A 20,675-nucleotide genomic window follows, 5' to 3' on the forward strand; every position below is an offset into this window, starting at 1 on the left:
CCTATGGAAGAAGACAACGCATCCCGCCCGGCCGGCCATGGCACGCTGCTGTGCGTGAAATCCTGGACCGCCTACCTGAACACCTTGCTGCTCGCGCTGCTGCTGTTCGGCTTCGCGCTGCCGTTCGCGTTCCGCTACAGCGAGCTCGCCGCCGCCGGCGTGATGCTGTTCGCGGTGCTGGTGGTGGGCTACCGCATCCTCGTCATCCGCAGCGTGCAGCTGTACTACGACGACCTGGGCGTGTGGCTCTATTCCGGCATCCTGCCCTGGTCCAAGGGCGTACAGGGCGTGAAATGGCGCGACATGGACGAGGCCACCTATGTGGCATCGTTCTTCAGCTGGCTGTTCCGCTCGTACTCGATCCGCATCGGCCACCGCTACACCAAGGGCAGCGAGATCATGCTCACGCGTATGGCGCGCGGCAAGGACGCCGTCGCCAAGCTCAATGCCCAGCATCAGGCGCTGATCCGCGCCCATGCGATCAACTGAACTCCTTACAAAGGCTGTACCCATGATGAAAACCAAACTTGCCCTGGCCGCAGTGCTGACCTGTCTTGCGCTCGCGCCAGCCTCCGCCGCCAAGGCGCCGCAAAAGGCCAAGACCGGCAAGACTGCCAAGTCCTCCGCCGCCAAATCCGGCGACAAGCATGCAGGCGGCACCAAGGGCGGTTCGAAGAAGAAGGCCGGCAAGGGCGCGGCCGCTGCCGGTGCCGGTGCCGCAGCCGGTGCCGCTGCCGTGGCCACGCCGATGATCAGGCAGGCGCCGTCCGAACGCAGCCAGGACCGCCGCATGGACGCGCTGTCGACCCAGTTCCTGGGCGCGCTGTGGAAGATCGATCCGGAAACCGCCATCTCGGTCGGCAAATACGAAACCGCCGCCAGCTTGACCATCCCGGACGCGGCCAACCGCGCCAGCCAGCTGGCCTTCATCGACGACTGGCTGTCGCGCTTTGCCAAGACCGATCCCCGCCAGCTGTCGGCCAAGCAGCGCACCGACCTGGCGCTGCTGGTCAACAAGCTCAGTTCGGACCGCTGGTATCTCACCACCTTCCGTGATTTCGAATGGAACCCGGCGCTGTACAACATCGCCAGTCCGATCGACTTCATCCTCAACACGGAATACGCGGCCAAGCCCCAGCGCCTGCGCACGCTGCTCAAGCGCATCGCCAAGGTGCCGGCCTACTACGACGCGGCGCGCGCCAACATCAGCAATCCGACCCGCGAACACACGCAACTGGCCATCGCCCAGGCGCCCGGCGTCATCGGCCTGCTGGCGGACCTGGACAAGGACGCGCAAGCGTCCATCCTGTCGCCTATCGAAAAACAGCTGTTCGCGCAGCGCATCAGCCAGGCCAGGATGGCGGTGGACGGCTACGCCGCCTGGCTCGGCGAGCTGGACAAGAATATGGCGCAGACCGGCGGCGGCCGCTCCTTCCGCATCGGCAAGGAACTGTACGAGGCAAAGTTCGCCTTCGACATCCAGGCCGGCAGCAGCGGCGAGCAGACCTACCAGAAAGCGCTGGCGGCGCGCGAGCAGCTGCTGGCCAATATGGACCGCCTGTCCGACGAACTGTGGCCGAAATACATGGGAGGCACGGCCAAGCCGGGCGACCGTACCGCGAAAATCGGGCTGATGATAGACAAGCTGTCGGCCAACCACGTCAGGCGCGAGGACTTCTTCGCCGAGATACGGCGCCAGATCCCGCTGCTGCAGGACTGGGTGATCCAGAAAGACTTGCTGACGCTGGATCCGAAAAAGCCGCTGGAAGTGCGCGAGACGCCGGCCTACCAGCGCGGCGTGGCGGGCGCCAGCATCGAGGCGCCGGGACCGTACCGCCCGCAGGACCGCACCTATTACAACGTGACGCCGCTCGACAGCGAAACGCCGGAGCAGGCCGAGAGCAGCCTGCGCGAATACAACCACTGGATACTGCAGATCCTGAACATCCACGAAGCGATCCCGGGCCACTACGCGCAGCTGGTGTACGCCAACAAGTCGCCGTCCATCGTCAAGTCCATCTTCGGCAACGGCGCCATGGTGGAAGGCTGGGCGGTGTACGGCGAGCGCATGATGCTCGAGTCCGGCTACGGCGACAACGCGCCGGAGATGTGGCTGATGTATTCGAAGTGGAACCTGCGCAGCGTGACCAACACCATCCTCGACTACAGCATCCACGTGCTGGGCATGCAGGAGGCCGAGGCCATGGACTTGCTGACGCGCCAGGCTTTCCAGACCCCGCGCGAGGCGGCCGAGAAATGGCGCCGTGCCCGGCTGACGTCGGTGCAGCTGGCAAGCTACTTCAGCGGCTACAGCGAGATCATGGAATTGCGCGAGGAGCGCAGGCAGGCGCTGGGCAGCAAGTTCGTGCTGAAGGATTTCAACGAGCAATTCCTCAGCTACGGCAGCGCGCCCGTGCGCGTGATCCGCGAGCTGATGACGCAATAGTTCAGCGCGCCGCCTTGACCGGGCACAAGGAGCGGCGCCCGCGATCCGATAGCATGGGGAACTGGGACTTTGTCCCTAATCTGCTACTATGAGTTGGGAGCGATCATGACCATGCCTATCCAGTTCGACACCTTGAAATACGCGCGGCTGCTGAAGGAAGGTGGTTTGCCGGAAGAGCAGGCTGAGCTGCATGCCGAGGCGCTCGGCACCGTCCTGGGAGAGTGCCAGGTGGCCGTCGAATCCGATCTCGTGCTTCAGCGCGGCGACCTTCTGGCCAGGATGGACCTGCTGAAGCAGGAAATTTACGCGGGACTGGATGCGCTGAAGCAGGAAGTGTTCAGCGGACTCGGTTCACTGAAGCAGGAAGTGTTCAGCGGACTCGGTTCGCTGAAGCAGGAAGTGTTCAGCGGACTCGGTTCGCTGAAGCAGGAAGTGTTCAGCGGCCTCGGTTCGCTGAGGCAGGAAATGGACGCCAGATTTAACGCCGTCGAACTCAAATTCAAGTTCCTCTACGTCCTGTTCGGCGTCCAGTTCCTGATCGACGGCCTGATCCTGGCCAAGCTGTATTCCTAGACCGACTCTTCCGGCGCCTGCGTCACCTTGACGAAAACCGGCGCCAGCAGCAAGCCCAGTTCAAACAGGATCCACATCGGTATCGCCAGCGAGAACTGGCTGACCACGTCCGGCGGCGTGACGATGGCGGCGATCACGAAGGCGCCCACGACCACGTAAGGCCGCACTTCCTTCAGCTTGGCCACCGACACGATGCCCATCCGCACCAGCACCACCACCACCACAGGCACCTCGAAAGTGGCGCCGAAAGCGAGGCACATGGACATGACGAAGTCGAGATAGTTCTCGATGTCCGGCGTCACCGCGATGGAACTGGGCGAAAAGTCCGAAATGAAGTGGAACACGCGGCCGAACACGAAGAAGTAGCAGAACGCCACACCCGCCATGAACAGCAGCGAGGACGAGATCACCAGCGGCGCGATCAGGCGCTTCTCGTGCGCGTACAGGCCTGGGGCGATAAAGGCCCACAGCTGATACAGCACCCACGGCAGGGACAGGATGAAGGCGATCAGCAAGGTCACCTTCATCGGCACCAGGAAGGGCGAAATGACGCCGGTGGCGATCATCTTGGACCCGGCCGGCAGCGACGCCAGCATGGGCGCGGCGATGATGTCGTAGATGGCCGCAGGGCCGGGCCAGAACATCAGCGCAGCGCAGACGATGACGATGCCGATCGAGGCTTTGACCAGGCGGTCGCGCAACTCGATCAGGTGGGAGATGAAAGTCTCCTCAACCGGGGTTTGTTCACTCATTAGTAAAACGATGCAGGAGGTTTGCTGCTGGGGCGGAAGCGCGCGACCCGCGCGGCGCCGGACGTGACATGCATGCGCGTGCCGTTCTGCTGCTTGTACCAGGCCGGCAGCGCCGAGTTGCGCACCAGGCGCTTGCGGCGGAATTCCTTGGCCTTGCGCGCCAGGTGCTCGGTACTGGCCGGCACCTGCGCATAGTCGCTGCCGTGGCTGTCGTGCCAGGCGTCCCGCACCTCGGCCACATTGTCGGAAATCGACTGCTCCACGCCCTGCTTGATCGACTGGGCGGTTTCCTGCACTTCCTTCTGCAGGTTGCGCAGTTCCTCCAGTTCGATTTCGCGGCTCACTTCGGACTTGATGTCGTGCAGGTAGCGCTGCGCGCGGCCGTACAGCGTCCCGGCCATGCGCGCCACCTTGGGCAGCTTTTCAGGACCGATGACGATCAGCGCGACCACGCCGATGATGGCTATTTTGGAGAGACCGAGATCGATCATGAGCGTTCAGCTGCCGGGCCGCGGCCCATTACAGCTTGTTTTTCTCTTTGGCTTCGACGTCGATGGTGCTCTTGTCGGCCACCTGCTGGGTGCTGGCCGGGGCGCCGGGCGCACCTGCAGCCTTGTTCTCTTCTTCGCCGCCCTTCACGCCATCCTTGAAGCCCTTGACGGCCTTGCCCACGTCGGAGCCGATATTGCCCAGTTTTTTGGTGCCGAAGACCAGCATGATAATTACCAGTACCACCAGCCAGTGCCAGATGCTCATAGAACCCATCATTTTCCCCTTGCGGAACGCGGTCGCGTCCCAAAAAATTGCGGTTAGTGCAGACAGTATACGCTACGCGCGCCTGTCATGTGCTGGTCATGATGCAGGGGCAATGTTTCTTGCCACGGCCCCAGCTCAGCGCTCCACGCGCCACGGATGCGGGCCGCCGATCACGTGCAAATGCAGGTGGTAGATTTCCTGGCCGCCGTCCGGACCGCTGTTGATCACCGTCTTGTAGCCGCCGGCCGGTGCGCCGTCCTGGTCGTAGGAGACGGCGCAGCCGTGTTCCTCGGCCAGGCGCGGCGCCAGCGCCAGCATCTTGCCCAGCAGCGCGGCGTGGCCGGCGCTGCAGTCCGACAGCGTGGAGATATGGGCCTTCGGGATCACCAGCAGGTGCACCGGCGCGTGCGGATGGATATCCTTGAACGCAAGCAACTCCTCGTCCTCGTAGACGATGGTCGCGGGGATTTGCTTCTTGGCGATTTTACAAAACAGGCAGTTTTCCACTCACAGCTCCGATCTATGTTCTTTATTCCGCGCGCGACGCTTTTTCTTCTATGCCGGAGACGCCTTCGCGGCGCGCCAGCTCGTCGAGCACCTGTTGCGGCGTCAACCCGAACTGGGCCAGCATGACCATCGAATGGAACCACAAGTCGGCGCACTCGTACAGTACTTTGGACGCGTCGCCGCCGTGGCGCGCGTCTTTCGAGGCCATGACGAACTCAGTGGCTTCCTCGCCGACCTTTTTCAGGATGGCGTCGTCGCCCTTGGCGAACAGCTTGGCCACATAGGAGGTGGCGGGGTCGCCGCCGTTGGCCGGCTTGCGCGACTCGATGGTGGCCGCGACGCGGTCCAGGATGGTGCTCATTTGTTTTTCACTTCCATGTAGATCGTGTCCGGGTCTTTCAGCACCGGCTCGGTGGCCTGCCAGTCGCCCTCTTTGGCATCGCCGTCGAACTTGTTGAAGAAGCAGGAATGGCGGCCGGTGTGGCAGGCGATGCCGCCGGCCTGCTCGATCTTCAGCAGCACCACGTCCTCGTCGCAGTCGAGGCGGATTTCCAGCACCTTCTGCACATGGCCGGACTCCTCGCCCTTGTGCCACAGCTTCTTGCGCGAGCGGCTCCAGTACACCGCCTCGCCCAGCTCCACCGTCTTGTACAAGGCGTCGCGGTTCATCCAGGCGAACATCAGCACATCGTTGCTGCCGGCCTCCTGCGCGATCACCGGCACCAGGCCGTGCTCGTCCCACTTGATCTTGTTGAGCCACTTGGCTTTCGCCACGCTCAGCGTTACGTTCGGCATCATGATTTCTTTCCTCGGTCAGGTCAGGCGCATCGGGATGCCCTGCTGCGCCATGAAGCGCTTGGCTTCCTGCACGGTGTGCTGGCCATAGTGGAAGATGCTGGCCGCCAGCACCGCGTCCGCGCGGCCCAGCTTGACGCCGTCCGCCAGGTCCTGCAGGCCGCCGACGCCGCCCGAGGCGATCACCGGGATACCCACCGCGTCCGATACGGCGCGGGTCAGGCCCAGGTCGAAGCCGGACTTGGTGCCGTCGCGGTCCATGCTGGTGAGCAGCAGTTCGCCCGCCCCCAGCGCTTCCATCTTTTTCGCCCACTCGACGGCGTCCATGCCGGTGGCCTTGCGGCCGCCGTGCGTGAACACTTCCCAGCGGCCCGGCTGCACCTGCTTGGCGTCGATCGCCACCACGATGCACTGCGAACCGTGCTTCTGCGAGGCGTCGAACACGAGCTGCGGATTGGTCACCGCCGAGGTGTTCATGCTGACCTTGTCCGCGCCTGCGTTGAGCAGGCGGCGCACATCGGCCACCTCGCGCACGCCGCCGCCCACGGTCAGCGGAATGAACACCTGCGAGGCGACCGCCTCGATGATGTCCAGGATCAGCCCGCGGTTGTCGGACGAGGCGGTGATGTCGAGGAAGGTCAGTTCGTCGGCGCCCTGTTCATCGTAGCGGCGCGCGATCTCCACCGGGTCGCCGGCGTCGCGCAGCTCGGTGAAGTTGACGCCTTTGACGACGCGGCCGTTGGTCACGTCGAGGCAGGGAATAATGCGTTTTGCAAGCATGGTGGGATCAGTCTTCCAGACTGCCTTCCGTCAGTTCGTCGGCGCGCAGCTGCGCCGCGTTGAGGTCCAGCGTGCCCTCGTAGATCGAGCGGCCGCAGATGACGCCTTCGATGCCCTCGTCCTGCACCGCGCACAGCGCTTCCACGTCGGACAGGTTGTGCAGGCCGCCGGAGGCGATCACCGGGATCTTCACCGCCTGCGCCAGGCGCACGGTGGCTTCGATGTTGACGCCGCCCATCATGCCGTCGCGGCCGATGTCCGTGTAGATGATGGACTCGACGCCGTAGGCTTCGAATTTCTGCGCCAGGTCGATCACTTCGTGGCCGGACATCTTGCTCCAGCCGTCGGTGGCGACCTTGCCGTCCTTGGCGTCCAGGCCGACGATGATGTGGCCGGGGAAGGCGCCGCAGGCGTCGTGCAGGAAACCGGGCTCTTTCACGGCGGCGGTGCCGATGATGACGTAGCTGATGCCGGCGTCCAGGTAGCGTTCGATGGTATCGAGGTCGCGGATGCCGCCGCCCAGCTGGACGGGGATCTCTTCGATGTCGTTTTCCAGCGCGAACTCTTGCACCACCTTGAGGATGGCCTTCACCGCGCCTTCGTTCTTCGGCTTGCCGGCGAAGGCGCCGTTCAGGTCGACCAGGTGCAGGCGGCGCGCGCCCTGCTTGAGCCAGTGCAGGGCCATGTCGGCCGGGTTGTCGGAAAATACCGTGGCAAGTTCCATGTCGCCTTGTTTCAGGCGCACGCAGTGACCGTCTTTGAGGTCGATGGCAGGAATGAGCAGCATAATGGTGTCAGTGAGTTGGTGTCAGTGAGTAAGAGTGAAAGCGGGCTGGTTTGCTTACGGCTGCCAATGCACGAAATTCTTGTACAGCTGCAGGCCGACGGCGGCGCTCTTTTCCGGGTGGAACTGCGTGGCGAACACATTGTCGCGCGCCACCGCGCAGCAGAACGGCTGGCCGTACACGGTCTCGCCCACGCTGTGCGCGGCATCGCCCGGCTGCGCATAGTAGCTGTGCACGAAGTAAAAATAGCTGTTGTCCGGAATGCCGTCCCACATAGGGTGAGACGCGCTCTGGCGCACTTGGTTCCAGCCCATTTGCGGAACTTTGAAGCGCGAGCCGTCTTCCTGCAGCTGGCCGTCCAGCTGGAAGCGCACCACTTTGCCGGGCAGCAAGCCCAGGCCGGCAGCGCCACCCTCCTCCGAGGAATCGAACAGCATCTGCTCGCCGATGCACACGCCCATCAGCGGCTTGCTTTCGGCCGCGCGCAGCACGGCATCCTGCACGCCGGATTCGCGCAGGCTGCGCATGCAGTCCGGCATGGCGCCCTGGCCGGGCAGCACGATGCGGTCGGCGTTGGCGATGTCGGCCGCGGCGCCCGAGATCAGGATATCGGCTTCCGGCGCGACGGCGCGCAGCGCTTGCGCCACCGAGCGCAGATTGCCCATGCCGTAATCAACAACAACAATTTTCTTCATAATGCCATTCAAGCAGAGACAGCGCCGCCCACGCAAGGGCAATCCGCGCTGCGATTGATTACAAGCTACCTTTGGTCGACGGAATGGTGCCGGCGGCGCGCTCGTCCAGGGTGGTGGCCATGCGCAGCGCGCGGCCGAATGCCTTGAACACGGTTTCGCACTGGTGGTGGGCGTTGCTGCCGCGCAGATTGTCGATATGCAAGGTGACCAGCGCGTGGTTGACGAAACCGCGGAAGAATTCCAAGGTCAGGTCGACGTCGAAACCGGCGATCATCGCGCGGGTGAACGGGATGTGGTATTCGATGCCGGGCCGGCCGGAGAAATCGATCACCACGCGCGACAGCGCCTCGTCCAGCGGCACGTAGGCATGGCCGTAGCGGGCGATGCCCTTCTTGTCGCCGATGGCCTTGGCGAACGCCATGCCCAGGGTGATGCCGACATCTTCCACCGTGTGGTGGTTGTCGATGTGGGTGTCGCCGGTGGCTTCGATGTCCAGGTCGAACAGGCCGTGGCGGGCGATCTGGTCCAGCATGTGGTCCAGGAAGGGGACGCCCGTGTTCAGTTTCTGCACGCCGGTGCCGTCCAGGTTGATGGCGACACGGACCTGGGTCTCGTTGGTGTTGCGGGTGATTTCTGCGGTGCGGTTCATGGAAAGCTCTACGATGGTCTTAGGCTGCCTGCGATGCTTTAAATGCATCGAGGAAAGCGGCATTTTCTTCCGGAGTGCTGACAGTGATGCGCAGACAATTGGCCAGCACACTGTGCATTTTACCCACATTTTTGACTAGCACCTTACGCGACAGCAGATAGGCATTAGTCGCGTCGGCGTCAGGCACCCGGGCGAGGATGAAATTGGCGGCGGAGGGGAACACCTGCACGCCGGGTACGGCGGCCAGGCCCTCGGCCAGCTGTGCGCGTTGTTCGCGCAAAATGGCGGCTTGCTGGTTCAGCACATCGATGTTGTCGAGTGCGAATTCGGCTGCGACTTGGGTCAGCACATTGACATTATACGGTGGACGGACCTTGTCCAACTGTTCCAGCAATTTCGGCGCGGCCGACATATAGCCGAGGCGGATGCCGGCCAGGCCCAGTTTGGACACGGTGCGCATCACCACCAGGTTGTCGAACTCGGGCAGGCGGCCCATGAAACTTTGCTGGGCGAAGGGCTCGTAGGCCTCGTCCACCACGGCAATGCCGGTGTCGCCCAGGGCGCGGATGATGTCGGCGACGTCGCCGGCGTCGAACAGGTTGCCGGTCGGATTGTTGGGGTAGGACAGGTAGACCAGCGCCGGCTTGTGCTGGGCGATGGCGGCCAGCATGGCGGCCTTGTCCAGGGTCAGATCGTCGTTCAGCGGCACGCCGACGAAATCCATGCCGGCGAATTGCGCCGAGCGCGCGTACATGACGAAGGTCGGCACCGGCGCCAGCACCACGGCGCGGCGGTCCTGGTGGGCGCAGGCCATGTCCAGGATGGAAATGAGCTCGTCGGAACCGTTGCCCAGCAGAACGTCGTAGCCGGCCGGCACCCCGAGTTGCCTGCAGATGCGTTCCTTCACGCTGGCGTAGGAGGCGACCGGGTAGCGGTTCAGGGCGACGTTGGCCAGGCGGGCGGCCAGCTCGGCGGCCAGGTGCCCGGGCAGCGGGTAAGGATTTTCCATCGCGTCCAGTTTGATGAAACCGCTCGCATCGGCCACGTGGTAGCCGGGGGCGGCCAGAACGTCGGTACGGATGGTGTTGCGGATGAGACTGTCGATGGACATCTTGCTGCACTCCTCTTTTAGATGGTGACTTCTTCGGGGGGCGCCTTTTTCACGGCGCGTGATCGTTTCGGCGCCTCCGCCTTGGCGGCGGGGGCGGCTTTCCTTGCTACGGTTTTTTTGACCGGCGCGGCGGGCACCAGGGCTGCGGTGGGGGCGGCCACAAGCTTGGCGCCCACGGGCTTGGAGACCGCGCGCTTGGCGGCAGCGGATTTAGCGGCAGCTGGTTTAGCGGCAGCTGGTTTAGCGGCAGCAAGTTTGGAGGCTGCGGGTTTGACGGCCGGGGGCTTGCCGGCTGCCGGTTTGGCGGCCGCGCTCTTTGCGGCCGCGGATTTGACGCCTGCGGGTTTGACGGCGTCAGCTGGGGTGGCGGCGCGTTTGCGCGCGGGCCTGGCAGGCGTGCCGGCGGAGGCTGCCATGGCCTTTGCCTGGGCTCCGGGCCCGGCGGCGGCCGGTTTCGCCTTGGCCTTCCCCCTCGTCTTCGCCTTGGCCGGTTTGTCAGGCGCGGCGGCGATCGCCAGCGCTTCGATGGTTTCCAGCGCGGCCAGGCGCTCGCCTATGATGGCGCAATATTCGGCGTTCAGTTCGAAACCGACGAACTGGCGGCCGCAGCGGCGCGCTGCCAGCGCGGTGGTGCCGCTGCCCATGAACAGGTCCAGCACCACGCCGCCCGGCGGGCACGAGGCCTTGACCATGCGTTCGATGATCTCCAGCGGCTTCTGGGTCGGATGGTTGGCGCGCTCCGGGTGCTCGCGGTGCAGGCGCGACACGCTCCACACGTCCTTCGGGTTGTAGCCCACTTCCAGCCACTTGGCGCCGATGAAGATGGAGCGCGAGCGCGCCTTCTTGGTCTCGGCGTCGTAGGGGATGCGCACGGCGTCCAGGTCGAAGTAGTAATCCTTGCGGCCGACGAAAAAGCCCACCGTGTCGTGCACCGACGAGTAGCTGCGCACGCTGCCGCCCATCGACGGCACGCGGCGGTCCCAGATGATTTCATTCATCATCGTCATGCGCTGTTTCAGCATGACGAAGATCTCCGGCGAAAAGCGCCAGGTCAGGAAGATGTACAGGCTGCCGTTGGGCTTGAGCTTGGGCAGCGCCGCGTCTATCCACTGCTCGGTCCAGCGCAGGTATTCCTCCACCGTTTGCTGGTCCGATGCATTGCCGTAATCCTTGCCCAGGTTGTAGGGCGGATCGGTCAGGATCAGGTCGACGCAGCCGTCCGGGATGCGCGCCAGTCCGGACAGCGCATCCTCGCAAAAGACCTGGTTCAGCCAGTCGCTCATCAGTCGGTTCCGCTCGCCTTGATGCGCAGCTCCGCGCTGCGGGCATGCGCCTGCAGGCCTTCGCCGTAGGCCAGTTCGGCCGCGACCTTGCCCAGTGTTTGCGCGCCGGCTTCGGAAACATGAATGATGGACGAACGCTTCTGGAAGTCGTATACGCCCAGCGGCGACGAGAAGCGCGCGGTGCGCGAGGTCGGCAGCACGTGGTTCGGGCCGCAGCAGTAGTCGCCCAGCGATTCGGACGAGTAGCGGCCCAGGAACATGGCGCCCGCGTGGCGGATCTTGTCTGCCCATTGCTGCGGTTCGGCGGCGGAAATCTCCAGGTGCTCGGCGGCGATGCTGTTGGCGATGGCGCAGGCTTCGTCCATGTCGCGCACCTTGACCAGCGCGCCGCGGTCGCTCAGCGAAGTGCGTATCACTTCCTGGCGCGGCATCGTCGGCAGCAGCTTTTCTATGCTCGCTTCCACCTGCGCGATATAGTCCGCGTCCGGGCACAGCAGGATAGCCTGCGCCAGCTCGTCGTGCTCGGCCTGCGAGAACAGGTCCATGGCCACCCAGTCCGGGTCGGTGGTGCCGTCGCACACGATCAGGATCTCGGACGGGCCGGCGATCATGTCGATGCCGACGGTGCCGAACACGCGGCGCTTGGCGGCCGCCACGTAGGCATTGCCGGGGCCGACGATCTTGTCGACGGCGGCGATGGTCTCGGTGCCGTAGGCCAGCGCGCCGACGGCTTGCGCGCCGCCGATGGTGATCACCCGCGTGACGCCGGCCAGCGCGGCGGCGGCCAGCACCATCCGGTTCTTCACGCCGTCCGGGGTCGGCACCACCATGATGATCTCGCCGACGCCGGCCACCTGCGCCGGTATCGCGTTCATCAGCACCGACGACGGATAGGCGGCCTTGCCGCCCGGGACGTAGATGCCGACGCGGTCCAGCGGCGTGATGCGCTGGCCCAGCACCGTGCCGTCCGGCTCGGTGTAAGTGAAACCATGCAGTTCCTGCTTCTGGCGCTCGTGGAACACGCGGATGCGGTCGGCCGCCACCTGCAGCGCGGCGCGCTGCGCTGCCGGCAGCGCGTCCAGCGCGGCCTGCAATTCGGCCTGCGGCAGGTCCAGCGTGTCGACCGAGGCGGCGCCGCCGTTGGGCAGGCGGTCGAAACGGTTGGTGTATTCCAGCACCGCGGCGTTGCCGCGCGCCTTCACGTCGGACAAAATCCTGGCGACGGCGGTTTCGATGGCGTCGTCGGTGGACGCTTCGAACGCCAGCAGCGTGCCGAGGCGCTGCTGGAAGCCGGGCTCGGTGGAATCGAGTTTGCTGATCTGGATAGGCATGGTGTTCACCTTCCCAGCTTCGAAGCGCGCTCGAAGGCTTCGATGATCGGTTGCAAACGCTGGCGCTTGAGCTTGAGCGCCGCCTGGTTTACCACCAGGCGCGAGGAGATCTGCATGATCTCTTCGACTTCCACCAGATTGTTGGCGCGCAGCGTGCTGCCGGTCGACACCAGGTCGACGATGGCGTCCGACAGGCCGACCAGCGGCGCCAGCTCCATCGAGCCGTACAGCTTGATCAGGTCCACGTGCACGCCCTTGGCGGCGAAGTGCTCGCGCGCGGTCTGGGTAAACTTGGTGGCCACGCGCAGGCGCGCGCCCTGGCGCACGGCGGCCTCGTAGTCGAAGCCGGATTTGACAGCGACCGACATGCGGCACTGCGCGATGTTCAGGTCCACCGGCTGGTACAGGCCCTCGCCGCCGTGCTCGATCAGCACGTCCTTGCCGGCCACGCCGAAGTCCGCCGCGCCATGTTGCACATAGGTCGGCACGTCGGTGGCGCGCACGATCAGCACGCGCACATTGGGATCGTTGGTGGCCAGGATCAGCTTGCGCGAAGTTTCCGGGTTCTCGGTGACGGTGATGCCGGCCGCTTCGAGCAGCGGCAAGGTGTCTTCGAAAATACGGCCCTTCGACAGCGCAAGGATCAGCTGGGAATTGGCGTCGCTGTTAAATCCGCTCATGATGGTCTCTTTACTTGATTCTGCTGATGTTGGCGCCGATCGCCTGAAGCTTCACTTCCATGCGGTCGTAGCCGCGGTCGAGGTGATAGATGCGGTCGATCAGCGTTTCGCCCTTGGCGGCCAGGCCTGCGATCACCAGCGAAGCCGAAGCGCGCAGGTCGGTCGCCATCACGGGCGCCCCCACCAGCTGGTCCACGCCTTTGATAAAGGCCGTGTTGCCGTCGGTTTCAATTGCCGCGCCCAGGCGGTTCATCTCCTGGACGTGCATGAAGCGGTTCTCGAAAATGGTTTCGGTCACGCGGCTGGCGCCAGTGGCGATGGTGTTCACCGCCATGAACTGGGCCTGCATATCGGTCGGGAAGCCAGGGTATTCGGTGGTACGGAAGGTGACCGGCTTGGGGCGCGCGTCCATCTGGGCGCGTATCGTATCCTTGCCGATGGTCATTTGCAGGCCGACTTCGCGCAGCTTGTCGAGCGCCGCGTCCATGATGTCGGTGCGGGTGTTGCGCAGCGTGATGTCGCCGCCGGTGGCCGCCACGGCGCACAGGAAGGTGGCCGCTTCGATGCGGTCCGAGATCACCGCGTGGGAGGCGCCGTGCAATTCTGGCACGCCCTGGATCACCAGGCGGTCGGTGCCGATGCCGGCGATCTGCGCGCCCATGGCCACCAGCAGGTTGGCCAGGTCGGTCACTTCCGGCTCGCGCGCGGCGTTTTCCAGGATGGTCTCGCCTTCGGCCAGGGTGGCGGCCATCAGCAGGTTCTCGGTGCCGGTGACCGTGATCATGTCGGTCACGATGCGGGCGCCCTTCAGTTTCTTGCACTTGGCGTAGATGTAGCCGGCGTCGATGGTGATCTCGGCGCCCAGCGCCTGCAAGCCCTTGATGTGCTGGTCCACCGGGCGCGAGCCGATGGCGCAGCCGCCCGGCAGCGACACTTTCGCTTCGCCGAAGCGCGCCAGCAGCGGGCCCAGCACCAGGATGGAGGCGCGCATGGTTTTCACCAGCTCGTAGGGCGCTTCCAGCTTGTCGATGGCGCTGCCGTTCAGGGTGACCCTGTCGCCGTCCTGCGCCACCTTCAGGCCGGTCTGGCCCAGCAGCTTGAGCATGGTGGCCACGTCGTGCAGGTGCGGCACATTGTCCAGCACCACGTCGCCCGCCGTCAGCAGGCCGGCGCACAGGATGGGCAGCGCCGCGTTCTTGGCGCCGGAGATGGTGACGTCGCCGACCAGGCGCTTGCCGCCCGTGATGAGGAGTTTGTCCATGGTGTCGTCCTTAGCCTTGGTATTCTTCTGGGGTCAGCGTTTTCATCGACAGCGCGTGGATTTCCTCGCGCATGCGGTCGCCCAAGGCCGCGTACACCAGCTGGTGGCGCTGGATGGGGCGCTTGCCGGCGAACGCCGGCGAGACGATAACGGCTTGGAAGTGCTGGCCGTCGCCCTCCACTTCGAGGTGGGTGCATTCGAGGCCGGCGGCGATGTAGCCGTGGATCGCTTCAGGGGTGGTGGTCATGGTGGTGGTTCCTATCAGTGGTGCTTATCAGTGGCGCTTATCAGTGGCACTTAATGGCGTAAGCGATAACCGCTGCTCAATAAACGAATGGCCAGCAAGGACAGCACGGCCAGGAAGGCGCCGACGATGCCGAGGCTGAGGTATGGGTTGACGTCGGACTGGCCGAAGAAACCGTGGCGGAAGCCGTCTATCATGTAGAAGAACGGATTCAGATGCGACACGGTGAGCCAGAACGGCGGCAGCGAATGGATAGAATAGAACACGCCGGACAGGAAGGTCAGCGGCATGATCAGGAAGTTCTGGAACGCGGCCAGCTGGTCGAATTTCTCGGCCCAGATGCCGGCGATCAGGCCCATGGTGCCGAGGATGGCGGCGCCCAGCAGGGCGAACACCAGTATCCACAGCGGCGCCACGAAGCGCATGTCGGCGAACCAGGCGGTGACGACGAACACGCCCGTCCCCACCACCAGGCCGCGCACCATGGCGGCGATCACGTAGGCCGAGAAGATTTCCCAGTGCGACAGCGGCGTGAGCAGCACGAACACCAGGTTGCCGGTGATCTTGGACTGGATCAGAGAGGACGAGGAATTGGCGAAGGCGTTCTGCAGCACGCTCATCATCACCAGCCCGGGGATCAGGAAGGCGGTGTACGTCACGCCCGGATACACCTGCACGCGGCCTTCGAGCACGTGGCCGAAGATCAGCAGGTAGAGCATGGCGGTCAGGATGGGCGCGGCCACGGTTTGCGTCGCGACCTTGTAGAAGCGCAGCGTTTCCTTGTAGACCAGGGTGCGGAAGCCGGTCGATATCATAAGGCCCCCTTGTCCATGATCTGCAGGAAGATGTCTTCCAGGTCGGCCTGCTGCAGCTGCATCTCGTCGATGACGGCGCCGCTTTCGCGCACGCGCGCCAGGATAGCCTCCACTTCGGTGACCTCGTTGATGCGCAGGCTGTATTTGCCCAGCGCCGCGTCCTCCGGGTGCGTGACCAGGTGGCGCAGGTCTTCCGGCAGCGCCCCCTGCTTCAGATGCAGGATCAGCTGCGAGCCGGAGATGCGGCGGATCAGCGCTGACATGGTGTCGAGCGCCACCACCTTGCCGCTCTTGAGCATGGCGACGCGCTTGCACATCGCCTGCGCCTCCTCCAGGTAGTGCGTGGTCAGCACCACGGTGTGGCCCTCGCGGTTCAGGCGGGAGATAAATTTCCACAGCGTCTGGCGCAGTTCCACGTCGACGCCGGCGGTCGGCTCGTCGAGCACGATGACGGGCGGCTTGTGCACCAGCGCCTGGGCCACCAGCACGCGGCGCTTCATGCCGCCGGACAGGGCGCGCATATTGACGTCCGCCTTGCCGGTCAGGTCGAGGTTGTCCATCACCTCGTCGATCCACTTGTCGTTGTTGGGCAGGCCGAAATAGCCGGACTGCAGGCGCAGGGTTTCGCGCACGGTGAAGAAGGGGTCGAACACCAGCTCCTGCGGCACCACGCCGAGCTTGCGGCGCGCCTCACGGAAGTCCGTGGTGACGTCGTGGCCATGGATGCTGACCTTGCCCGCGTCGGGGCGGATCAGGCCGGCGATGATGGAGATGAGTGTTGTTTTTCCGGCACCATTGGGGCCAAGCAGGCCGAAGAACTCGCCCTCCTCGATGGTGAGGGAGACGCCGCCCAGTGCCTGGAGCGACTTGTAGCGCTTCTCGACATTGCTGATTTGGATTGCTGGCATGCTAGTCTTATAGTTGGCTTCGGCACAGACCGTCGCGGGAAGGGCACAGGGCCCGGAGATGCGAAGCGCCGTGGCACTCAGGCAACGGCAACGGTCAATTATATTGGATATTTGCTTGGCTTACGCCGGACTGGCTCGGCGCTGCAGCGGATACTGCTGCTGATACGATGCTGCGCGGGGGGAAGGCGGGGGTCAATGATGGTGATGCTGCGGCTCGGCGGCCGCCTGGGGGAGAGCGGAGGCATCGCCGCAATCGGTCAGCGACGGCGACACCAGCGAGCACACGCCGTACAGCTTGGTCAGGCTCTTCAGGTTGGCGGGCAGGTTCTTCAGCTCGAGCTTCATGCCGGCCTCGTGCGCCGCGCGCTGCCACGCCAGCATCACCGACACGGCCGCCGAGTCCACCGCCTGCACATTGCGCAGGTCGAACACGGACTGGCCGGCAAGGATGGCCGCCACGCCCTGCTCCAGCGCCGCCGTGGCGTTGGCGACGGTCAGGGACGTGAGGGACTGCATGTTGTCGGTGGTGGCGGACATGATATCGTCGAATGTGGCGTCGAATGTGGCGTCGTTATTTAGCGGAAGCAGCCTTGATCGGCTTGCTGGCCAGCTTCTTGTTCTTTTCGGACAAGGTCTTGATCAGGCCGTCGATGCCGCCCTTGCTGATTTCCGAAGCGAACGTGCCCTTGTAGGTCTCGACCAGCCACGCGCCCAGCACGTTGATGTCGTAGATCTTCCAGCCGGTGGGCGACTTGGCCACGCGGTAGTTCAGCGGGATCGGTTCGCCACGGGCCACGTTCACCTGCGAACGCACTTCGACTTCGGTGTCGCCCGGATCGGCGCGCAGCGGCTTGAATTCGACGGTTTCGTTTTTCACCTGGGACAGCGCGCCCGAGTAGGTGTAGATCAGCAGCGAGCGGAACTCGGTGGCCAGCTGTTTCTGCTGTTCCGGGCTCGCCTCGCGCCAGTAGCGGCCGGCCGCCAGCGACGTCATGCGCTGGAAGTCGACATAGGGCAGGATCTTGGTTTCGACCAGGTCCATCACGCGCTTCTGGTTGCCGGCCTGGATTTCCTTGTCGGCCTTGGCCGTGTCCAGCACGTCCTGGCTGATGCGCTTGACGAGCACGTCCGGTGCTTCATTGCCGACCGGGGCCGGGGCTGCGGTGGCGGCGATCGCTGCGGAAGCGAAAGCGACCGTGGCGAAGGCGAAAAGTTGCTTGATCAATTTCATCTGTATTAAACCTTATATGTGTGCTTCAGGGTCACAGGCTGGCGTTGTTTTCCGCAGCCGGTGGCGCCATTATAGCCTCGGCGGTGGGAGGCGCCGCTTCCTTGGCGCTTTCCGCGTCGGCCGCCGGCGGTTTCGCGTCTTTCTTCTCGTTGTCCTTGCCGCCGCGCGGGCCGGACTCGCCGTTGAACACCTTGCTCTGGCGTGCCTGCAGGAAACTATCGCGCACGAACTCGTAGCGGTCCAGCGCGGCTTCCTCCATCAGGTTGGACGCGTCGAGCAGCACAGCGCGCTGATCGATTACCCGAGTAACGGTTCCGATGTTGCGGACGTTGACAGGATCTTTGTATTGCCAAGGGTCGGCCTTGATATCGAGCGGCAGCGCCACCGTGTCGCGCACGGTGGACGGGCCCAGCAGCGGCAGCATCAGGTAAGGGCCGGAGGCCACGCCCCAGTAGCCCAGGGTCTGGCCGAAGTCCTCGTTGTGCTTGCGCAAGCCGGCCTCGGAGGCGATGTCCAGCACGCCCAGCAGGCCGAAGGTGGAGTTCAGCGCCACGCGCATCACGTCCGACATGCCCTGCTCGCCCTTGCCCTGCATAAAGCCGTTGGCAGCGGTCCAGACGTCGGACAGGTTGCCGAAGAAGTTGTTGACGCCGGTCTGCACAAAGGTCGGCAGCACGTTCTTGTAGGCGGTGGCGGCCGGCTTCAGCGCGGCCTGGTCGATCGCGTCGTTGAACTTGAACATGCTGCGGTTGAAGCCCTCGTAGGGGTCGCGCGGGTTCGGGCCGGCGCAGCCGGTCAGGGCGGCGGCGGCCACCACAGCCAGGGCCAGGGAACGGAATTTCGTCGATGCGCTCAAAGAATTTGCCATCTTACTTGCCATCCTTTCCTTCTGCAGCTTTGCTGTAGATAAATTGATTGATCAGGTCCTCGAGCACGGTGGCGGACTGGGTGCGGGCGATCTTGTCGCCCTCCACCAGGTTGTTGGTGTCGCCGCCGGCCTCGATGCCGACATATTGTTCGCCCAGCAAGCCCGCGGTCAGGATTTTAGCCGAGCTGTCTTTCGGGAAGTTGTAGCCGGTTTCCATATTCAGGGTCACCAGCGCCTTATAAGACTTGTCGTCGAAGCGGATGCGGGCCACGCGGCCGACCACCACGCCGGACGCCTTGACCGCGGCCTGCTCGCGCAAGCTGCCGATGTTGTCGAACTTGGCCGTCACTTCATAGGTCTTGGCGAAGGACAGGGAGCTCGCGTTGCCGGCTTTCAGCGCCAGAAAGGCCAAGGCGGCCACGCCCAGCACCACAAACAAACCCACCCACAGATCCAGAGATTTACGTTGCATGACACTATCCTAACTTGTTTTTATTTCTGAGGCGCAGCGCGCCTTAGCGAACTCAGTTGCAGAACAACACTATTTGCACACTATTTGCTGAACATCAGGGCCGTCAGCATGAAGTCCAGCCACCAGATCATCAGCGACGAGATCACCACCGTGCGGGTGGTGGCGCCGGCCACGTCTTCCGGCGTCGGGCGGGCTTCGTAGCCCTGGTACAGCGCGATGAAGGTGATGGCGATGCCGAACACGATGCTTTTCGCGAAACCGTTGAACACGTCCTTCCAGATGTCCACGCCGCCCTGCATCTGCGACCAGAAGGCGCCCTCGTCGACGCCGATCAGCTGTACGCCGACCAGGTAGCCGCCGAAAATGCCGACCGCGCTGAAAATCGAGGCCAGCACCGGCACGGCGATCACGCCGGCCCAGAAACGCGGGGCCAGCACGCGCTGCACCGGGTTCACCGCCATCATTTCCATGGCCGACAGCTGCTCGCCGGCCTTCATCAGGCCGATTTCGGCGGTCAGCGAGGTGCCGGCCCGGCCGGCGAACAGCAGCGCGGTGATGACCGGCCCCAGTTCGCGGGTCAAGCCCAGCGCCACCAGCAGGCCGAGCGACTGCTCGGCGCCGTATTTGTTAAGCGTGTAATAACCCTGCAGGCCCAGCACCATGCCGACAAACAGGCCGGACAGGGTGATGATGACCAGCGAATAGTTGCCGATGAAGTGCAGTTGCTCGACGATCAGGCGCGGCCGGCGCAGCAGGCCGGGCGATACGCCCAGCATGTAGAAGAAGGTGCGGGTGCTGTAGCCCACGCCTTCGACGTGGTCGCGCACCCAGCTGCCCAGGCGTTCCAGGATGCGGCCTATCATGCGCGTTCTCCCAGGCCCAGGTCGGCCGCCAGGCTCTTGCCCGGATAATGGAAGGGCACGGGGCCGTCGGCCTCGGCGTGCACGAATTGCTTCACGTAAGGGTCGGTCGAGACCATCATTTCATCCGGCGTGCCGTGCGCGACAACCTTGCCCTGCGACAGGAAATAGACATAGTCGGCGATGTGGAACGATTCCTTCACGTCGTGCGAGACCAGGATGGTGGTCGAGCCGAGCGCGTCGTTCAGATTGCGGATCAGGTTGGCGGTCACGCCCATCGATATCGGGTCCAGGCCGGCGAAAGGCTCGTCGTACATGATCAACTGCGGGTCGAGCGCGATGGAGCGGGCCAGCGCGACGCGGCGCGCCATGCCGCCGGAAATCTCGCCCGGCTTCATCCTGGCGGCGTTGCGCAGGCCGACCGCGTGCAGCTTCATCAGCACCAGGTCGCGGATCAGCTCTTCCGGCAGGTCGGTGTGCTCGCGCAGCGGGAAGGCCACGTTCTCGTACACGGTCAGGTCGGTGAACAGCGCGCCGTGCTGGAATAGCATGCCCATTTTGCGGCGCAACAGATACAAATCGGCGGTTTTCAGCTTGTGCACGACCTGGCCGTCGACCGACACGCTTCCCCTGGACGGGCGGATCTGGCCGCCGATCAAGCGCAGCACCGTAGTCTTGCCGCTGCCCGAGCCGCCCATGACCGCCACCACCTTCCCGCGCGGGAAGTCCATCTGGAGGCCCGACAGAATCGACCTTTTTCCATAGGAGAAGTGTAAATCACGGATTTCGACTAGATTCGGCACGACCACGCTCACTTTTTTGAATCCCGTATTGTAGTGCAGAAACGCCAAGCTCTGCTGAGAGCCCCTATAT

Annotated in this window: 26 protein-coding genes and 1 pseudogene; 3 read left to right on the top strand and 24 right to left on the bottom strand. The window is 64.2% G+C overall.

Annotation, left to right across the window (positions count from 1 at the left end; translation table 11 throughout):
- Positions 1–3 precede the first annotated feature (3 nt).
- From ACSQ8Y_RS23680 to ACSQ8Y_RS23690, 3 genes are all read left to right on the top strand, one after another.
- Positions 4–489, top strand: coding sequence for a hypothetical protein (locus tag ACSQ8Y_RS23680; RefSeq protein WP_436268858.1), 486 nt, complete (start codon positions 4–6; stop codon positions 487–489).
- 22 nt (positions 490–511) lie between these two features.
- Positions 512–2,446 (top strand): DUF885 domain-containing protein, encoded by a 1,935-nt coding sequence (locus tag ACSQ8Y_RS23685; RefSeq protein WP_436268859.1) that lies wholly within the window; start codon positions 512–514, stop codon positions 2,444–2,446.
- 105 nt (positions 2,447–2,551) lie between these two features.
- A complete protein-coding gene (locus tag ACSQ8Y_RS23690; protein ID WP_436268860.1) occupies positions 2,552–3,019 on the top strand; it encodes a hypothetical protein in 468 nt (155 codons plus the stop codon).
- On the opposite strand, the gene tatC is transcribed toward ACSQ8Y_RS23690, so the two are convergent.
- The 24 genes and pseudogenes from tatC to ACSQ8Y_RS23810 form a co-directional block, all read right to left on the bottom strand.
- A complete protein-coding gene (tatC, locus tag ACSQ8Y_RS23695; protein WP_436268861.1) occupies positions 3,016–3,771 on the bottom strand; it encodes a twin-arginine translocase subunit TatC in 756 nt (251 codons plus the stop codon). The two genes, ACSQ8Y_RS23690 and tatC, sit on opposite strands and share 4 nt — an antisense overlap.
- Entirely contained in the window at positions 3,771–4,262 is a 492-nt protein-coding gene (gene tatB / locus ACSQ8Y_RS23700) for a Sec-independent protein translocase protein TatB (RefSeq protein ID WP_436268862.1), read from the bottom strand. The genes tatC and tatB overlap by 1 nt, the downstream gene beginning before the upstream one ends.
- Before the next feature lie 28 nt (positions 4,263–4,290).
- Positions 4,291–4,536 carry a Sec-independent protein translocase subunit TatA gene (tatA, locus tag ACSQ8Y_RS23705; protein WP_436269899.1) on the bottom strand — a complete coding sequence of 82 codons (246 nt, stop codon included), beginning with the start codon at positions 4,534–4,536 and terminating at the stop codon, positions 4,291–4,293.
- Positions 4,537–4,662: 126 nt separating this feature from the next.
- Positions 4,663–5,034 carry a histidine triad nucleotide-binding protein gene (locus ACSQ8Y_RS23710; RefSeq protein ID WP_436268863.1) on the bottom strand — a complete coding sequence of 124 codons (372 nt, stop codon included), beginning with the start codon at positions 5,032–5,034 and terminating at the stop codon, positions 4,663–4,665.
- Positions 5,035–5,056: 22 nt separating this feature from the next.
- Positions 5,057–5,395 carry a phosphoribosyl-ATP diphosphatase gene (locus ACSQ8Y_RS23715; protein ID WP_436268864.1) on the bottom strand — a complete coding sequence of 113 codons (339 nt, stop codon included), beginning with the start codon at positions 5,393–5,395 and terminating at the stop codon, positions 5,057–5,059.
- Entirely contained in the window at positions 5,392–5,829 is a 438-nt protein-coding gene (gene hisI / locus ACSQ8Y_RS23720; protein ID WP_436269900.1) for a phosphoribosyl-AMP cyclohydrolase, read from the bottom strand. Before hisI ends, ACSQ8Y_RS23715 begins: the two co-directional genes overlap by 4 nt.
- A gap of 18 nt (positions 5,830–5,847) precedes the next feature.
- Positions 5,848–6,609 (bottom strand): imidazole glycerol phosphate synthase subunit HisF, encoded by a 762-nt coding sequence (hisF, locus tag ACSQ8Y_RS23725; RefSeq protein ID WP_436268865.1) that lies wholly within the window; start codon positions 6,607–6,609, stop codon positions 5,848–5,850.
- Between the two features lie 7 nt (positions 6,610–6,616).
- Positions 6,617–7,396, bottom strand: coding sequence for a 1-(5-phosphoribosyl)-5-[(5-phosphoribosylamino)methylideneamino]imidazole-4-carboxamide isomerase (gene hisA / locus ACSQ8Y_RS23730; RefSeq protein WP_436268866.1), 780 nt, complete (start codon positions 7,394–7,396; stop codon positions 6,617–6,619).
- Positions 7,397–7,450: 54 nt separating this feature from the next.
- Entirely contained in the window at positions 7,451–8,089 is a 639-nt protein-coding gene (gene hisH / locus ACSQ8Y_RS23735) for an imidazole glycerol phosphate synthase subunit HisH (protein ID WP_436268867.1), read from the bottom strand.
- Between the two features lie 58 nt (positions 8,090–8,147).
- Positions 8,148–8,738: an imidazoleglycerol-phosphate dehydratase HisB gene (gene hisB, locus ACSQ8Y_RS23740; protein ID WP_436268868.1), complete on the bottom strand. Its 591-nt coding sequence runs from the start codon at positions 8,736–8,738 to the stop codon at positions 8,148–8,150.
- A 19-nt stretch (positions 8,739–8,757) separates the two neighbouring features.
- Positions 8,758–9,849 (bottom strand): histidinol-phosphate transaminase, encoded by a 1,092-nt coding sequence (hisC, locus tag ACSQ8Y_RS23745; protein ID WP_436268869.1) that lies wholly within the window; start codon positions 9,847–9,849, stop codon positions 8,758–8,760.
- A gap of 479 nt (positions 9,850–10,328) precedes the next feature.
- Positions 10,329–11,132: pseudogene (locus tag ACSQ8Y_RS23750) on the bottom strand (DNA-methyltransferase); the annotation flags it as partial.
- Complete coding sequence (gene hisD, locus ACSQ8Y_RS23755) at positions 11,132–12,463, bottom strand: histidinol dehydrogenase (protein WP_436268870.1); 1,332 nt, start codon at positions 12,461–12,463, stop codon at positions 11,132–11,134. The pseudogene ACSQ8Y_RS23750 and the gene hisD, both read right to left, overlap by 1 nt.
- Before the next feature lie 5 nt (positions 12,464–12,468).
- Positions 12,469–13,143 carry an ATP phosphoribosyltransferase gene (gene hisG, locus ACSQ8Y_RS23760; RefSeq protein ID WP_436268871.1) on the bottom strand — a complete coding sequence of 225 codons (675 nt, stop codon included), beginning with the start codon at positions 13,141–13,143 and terminating at the stop codon, positions 12,469–12,471.
- Positions 13,144–13,153: 10 nt separating this feature from the next.
- Positions 13,154–14,404 (bottom strand): UDP-N-acetylglucosamine 1-carboxyvinyltransferase, encoded by a 1,251-nt coding sequence (gene murA / locus ACSQ8Y_RS23765; protein WP_436268872.1) that lies wholly within the window; start codon positions 14,402–14,404, stop codon positions 13,154–13,156.
- 10 nt (positions 14,405–14,414) lie between these two features.
- Positions 14,415–14,651 (bottom strand): BolA family protein, encoded by a 237-nt coding sequence (locus tag ACSQ8Y_RS23770; protein WP_057154127.1) that lies wholly within the window; start codon positions 14,649–14,651, stop codon positions 14,415–14,417.
- A gap of 50 nt (positions 14,652–14,701) precedes the next feature.
- Positions 14,702–15,463: an ABC transporter permease gene (locus ACSQ8Y_RS23775; RefSeq protein ID WP_436268873.1), complete on the bottom strand. Its 762-nt coding sequence runs from the start codon at positions 15,461–15,463 to the stop codon at positions 14,702–14,704.
- Positions 15,460–16,371 (bottom strand): ABC transporter ATP-binding protein, encoded by a 912-nt coding sequence (locus ACSQ8Y_RS23780; protein WP_436268874.1) that lies wholly within the window; start codon positions 16,369–16,371, stop codon positions 15,460–15,462. Before ACSQ8Y_RS23780 ends, ACSQ8Y_RS23775 begins: the two co-directional genes overlap by 4 nt.
- Positions 16,372–16,563: 192 nt before the next feature.
- Entirely contained in the window at positions 16,564–16,908 is a 345-nt protein-coding gene (locus ACSQ8Y_RS23785) for an STAS domain-containing protein (protein WP_436268875.1), read from the bottom strand.
- Positions 16,909–16,942: 34 nt separating this feature from the next.
- Positions 16,943–17,602 carry an MlaC/ttg2D family ABC transporter substrate-binding protein gene (locus ACSQ8Y_RS23790; RefSeq protein ID WP_436268876.1) on the bottom strand — a complete coding sequence of 220 codons (660 nt, stop codon included), beginning with the start codon at positions 17,600–17,602 and terminating at the stop codon, positions 16,943–16,945.
- A gap of 31 nt (positions 17,603–17,633) precedes the next feature.
- On the bottom strand, positions 17,634–18,470 hold the full coding sequence (locus ACSQ8Y_RS23795) for an MlaA family lipoprotein (RefSeq protein WP_436268877.1): 837 nt from the start codon (positions 18,468–18,470) through the stop codon (positions 17,634–17,636).
- A gap of 1 nt (position 18,471) precedes the next feature.
- Positions 18,472–18,942: an outer membrane lipid asymmetry maintenance protein MlaD gene (gene mlaD, locus ACSQ8Y_RS23800; protein ID WP_436268878.1), complete on the bottom strand. Its 471-nt coding sequence runs from the start codon at positions 18,940–18,942 to the stop codon at positions 18,472–18,474.
- An 80-nt stretch (positions 18,943–19,022) separates the two neighbouring features.
- On the bottom strand, positions 19,023–19,805 hold the full coding sequence (gene mlaE, locus ACSQ8Y_RS23805) for a lipid asymmetry maintenance ABC transporter permease subunit MlaE (RefSeq protein ID WP_436268879.1): 783 nt from the start codon (positions 19,803–19,805) through the stop codon (positions 19,023–19,025).
- Positions 19,802–20,605 (bottom strand): ABC transporter ATP-binding protein, encoded by an 804-nt coding sequence (locus ACSQ8Y_RS23810; RefSeq protein WP_436268880.1) that lies wholly within the window; start codon positions 20,603–20,605, stop codon positions 19,802–19,804. The genes mlaE and ACSQ8Y_RS23810 overlap by 4 nt, the downstream gene beginning before the upstream one ends.
- Between the last annotated feature and the right edge of the window lie 70 nt (positions 20,606–20,675).

This window comes from Pseudoduganella sp. LjRoot289, from assembly GCF_964252925.1.
In the GTDB taxonomy this organism is placed as follows: Bacteria; Pseudomonadota; Gammaproteobacteria; order Burkholderiales; family Burkholderiaceae_D; genus Rugamonas.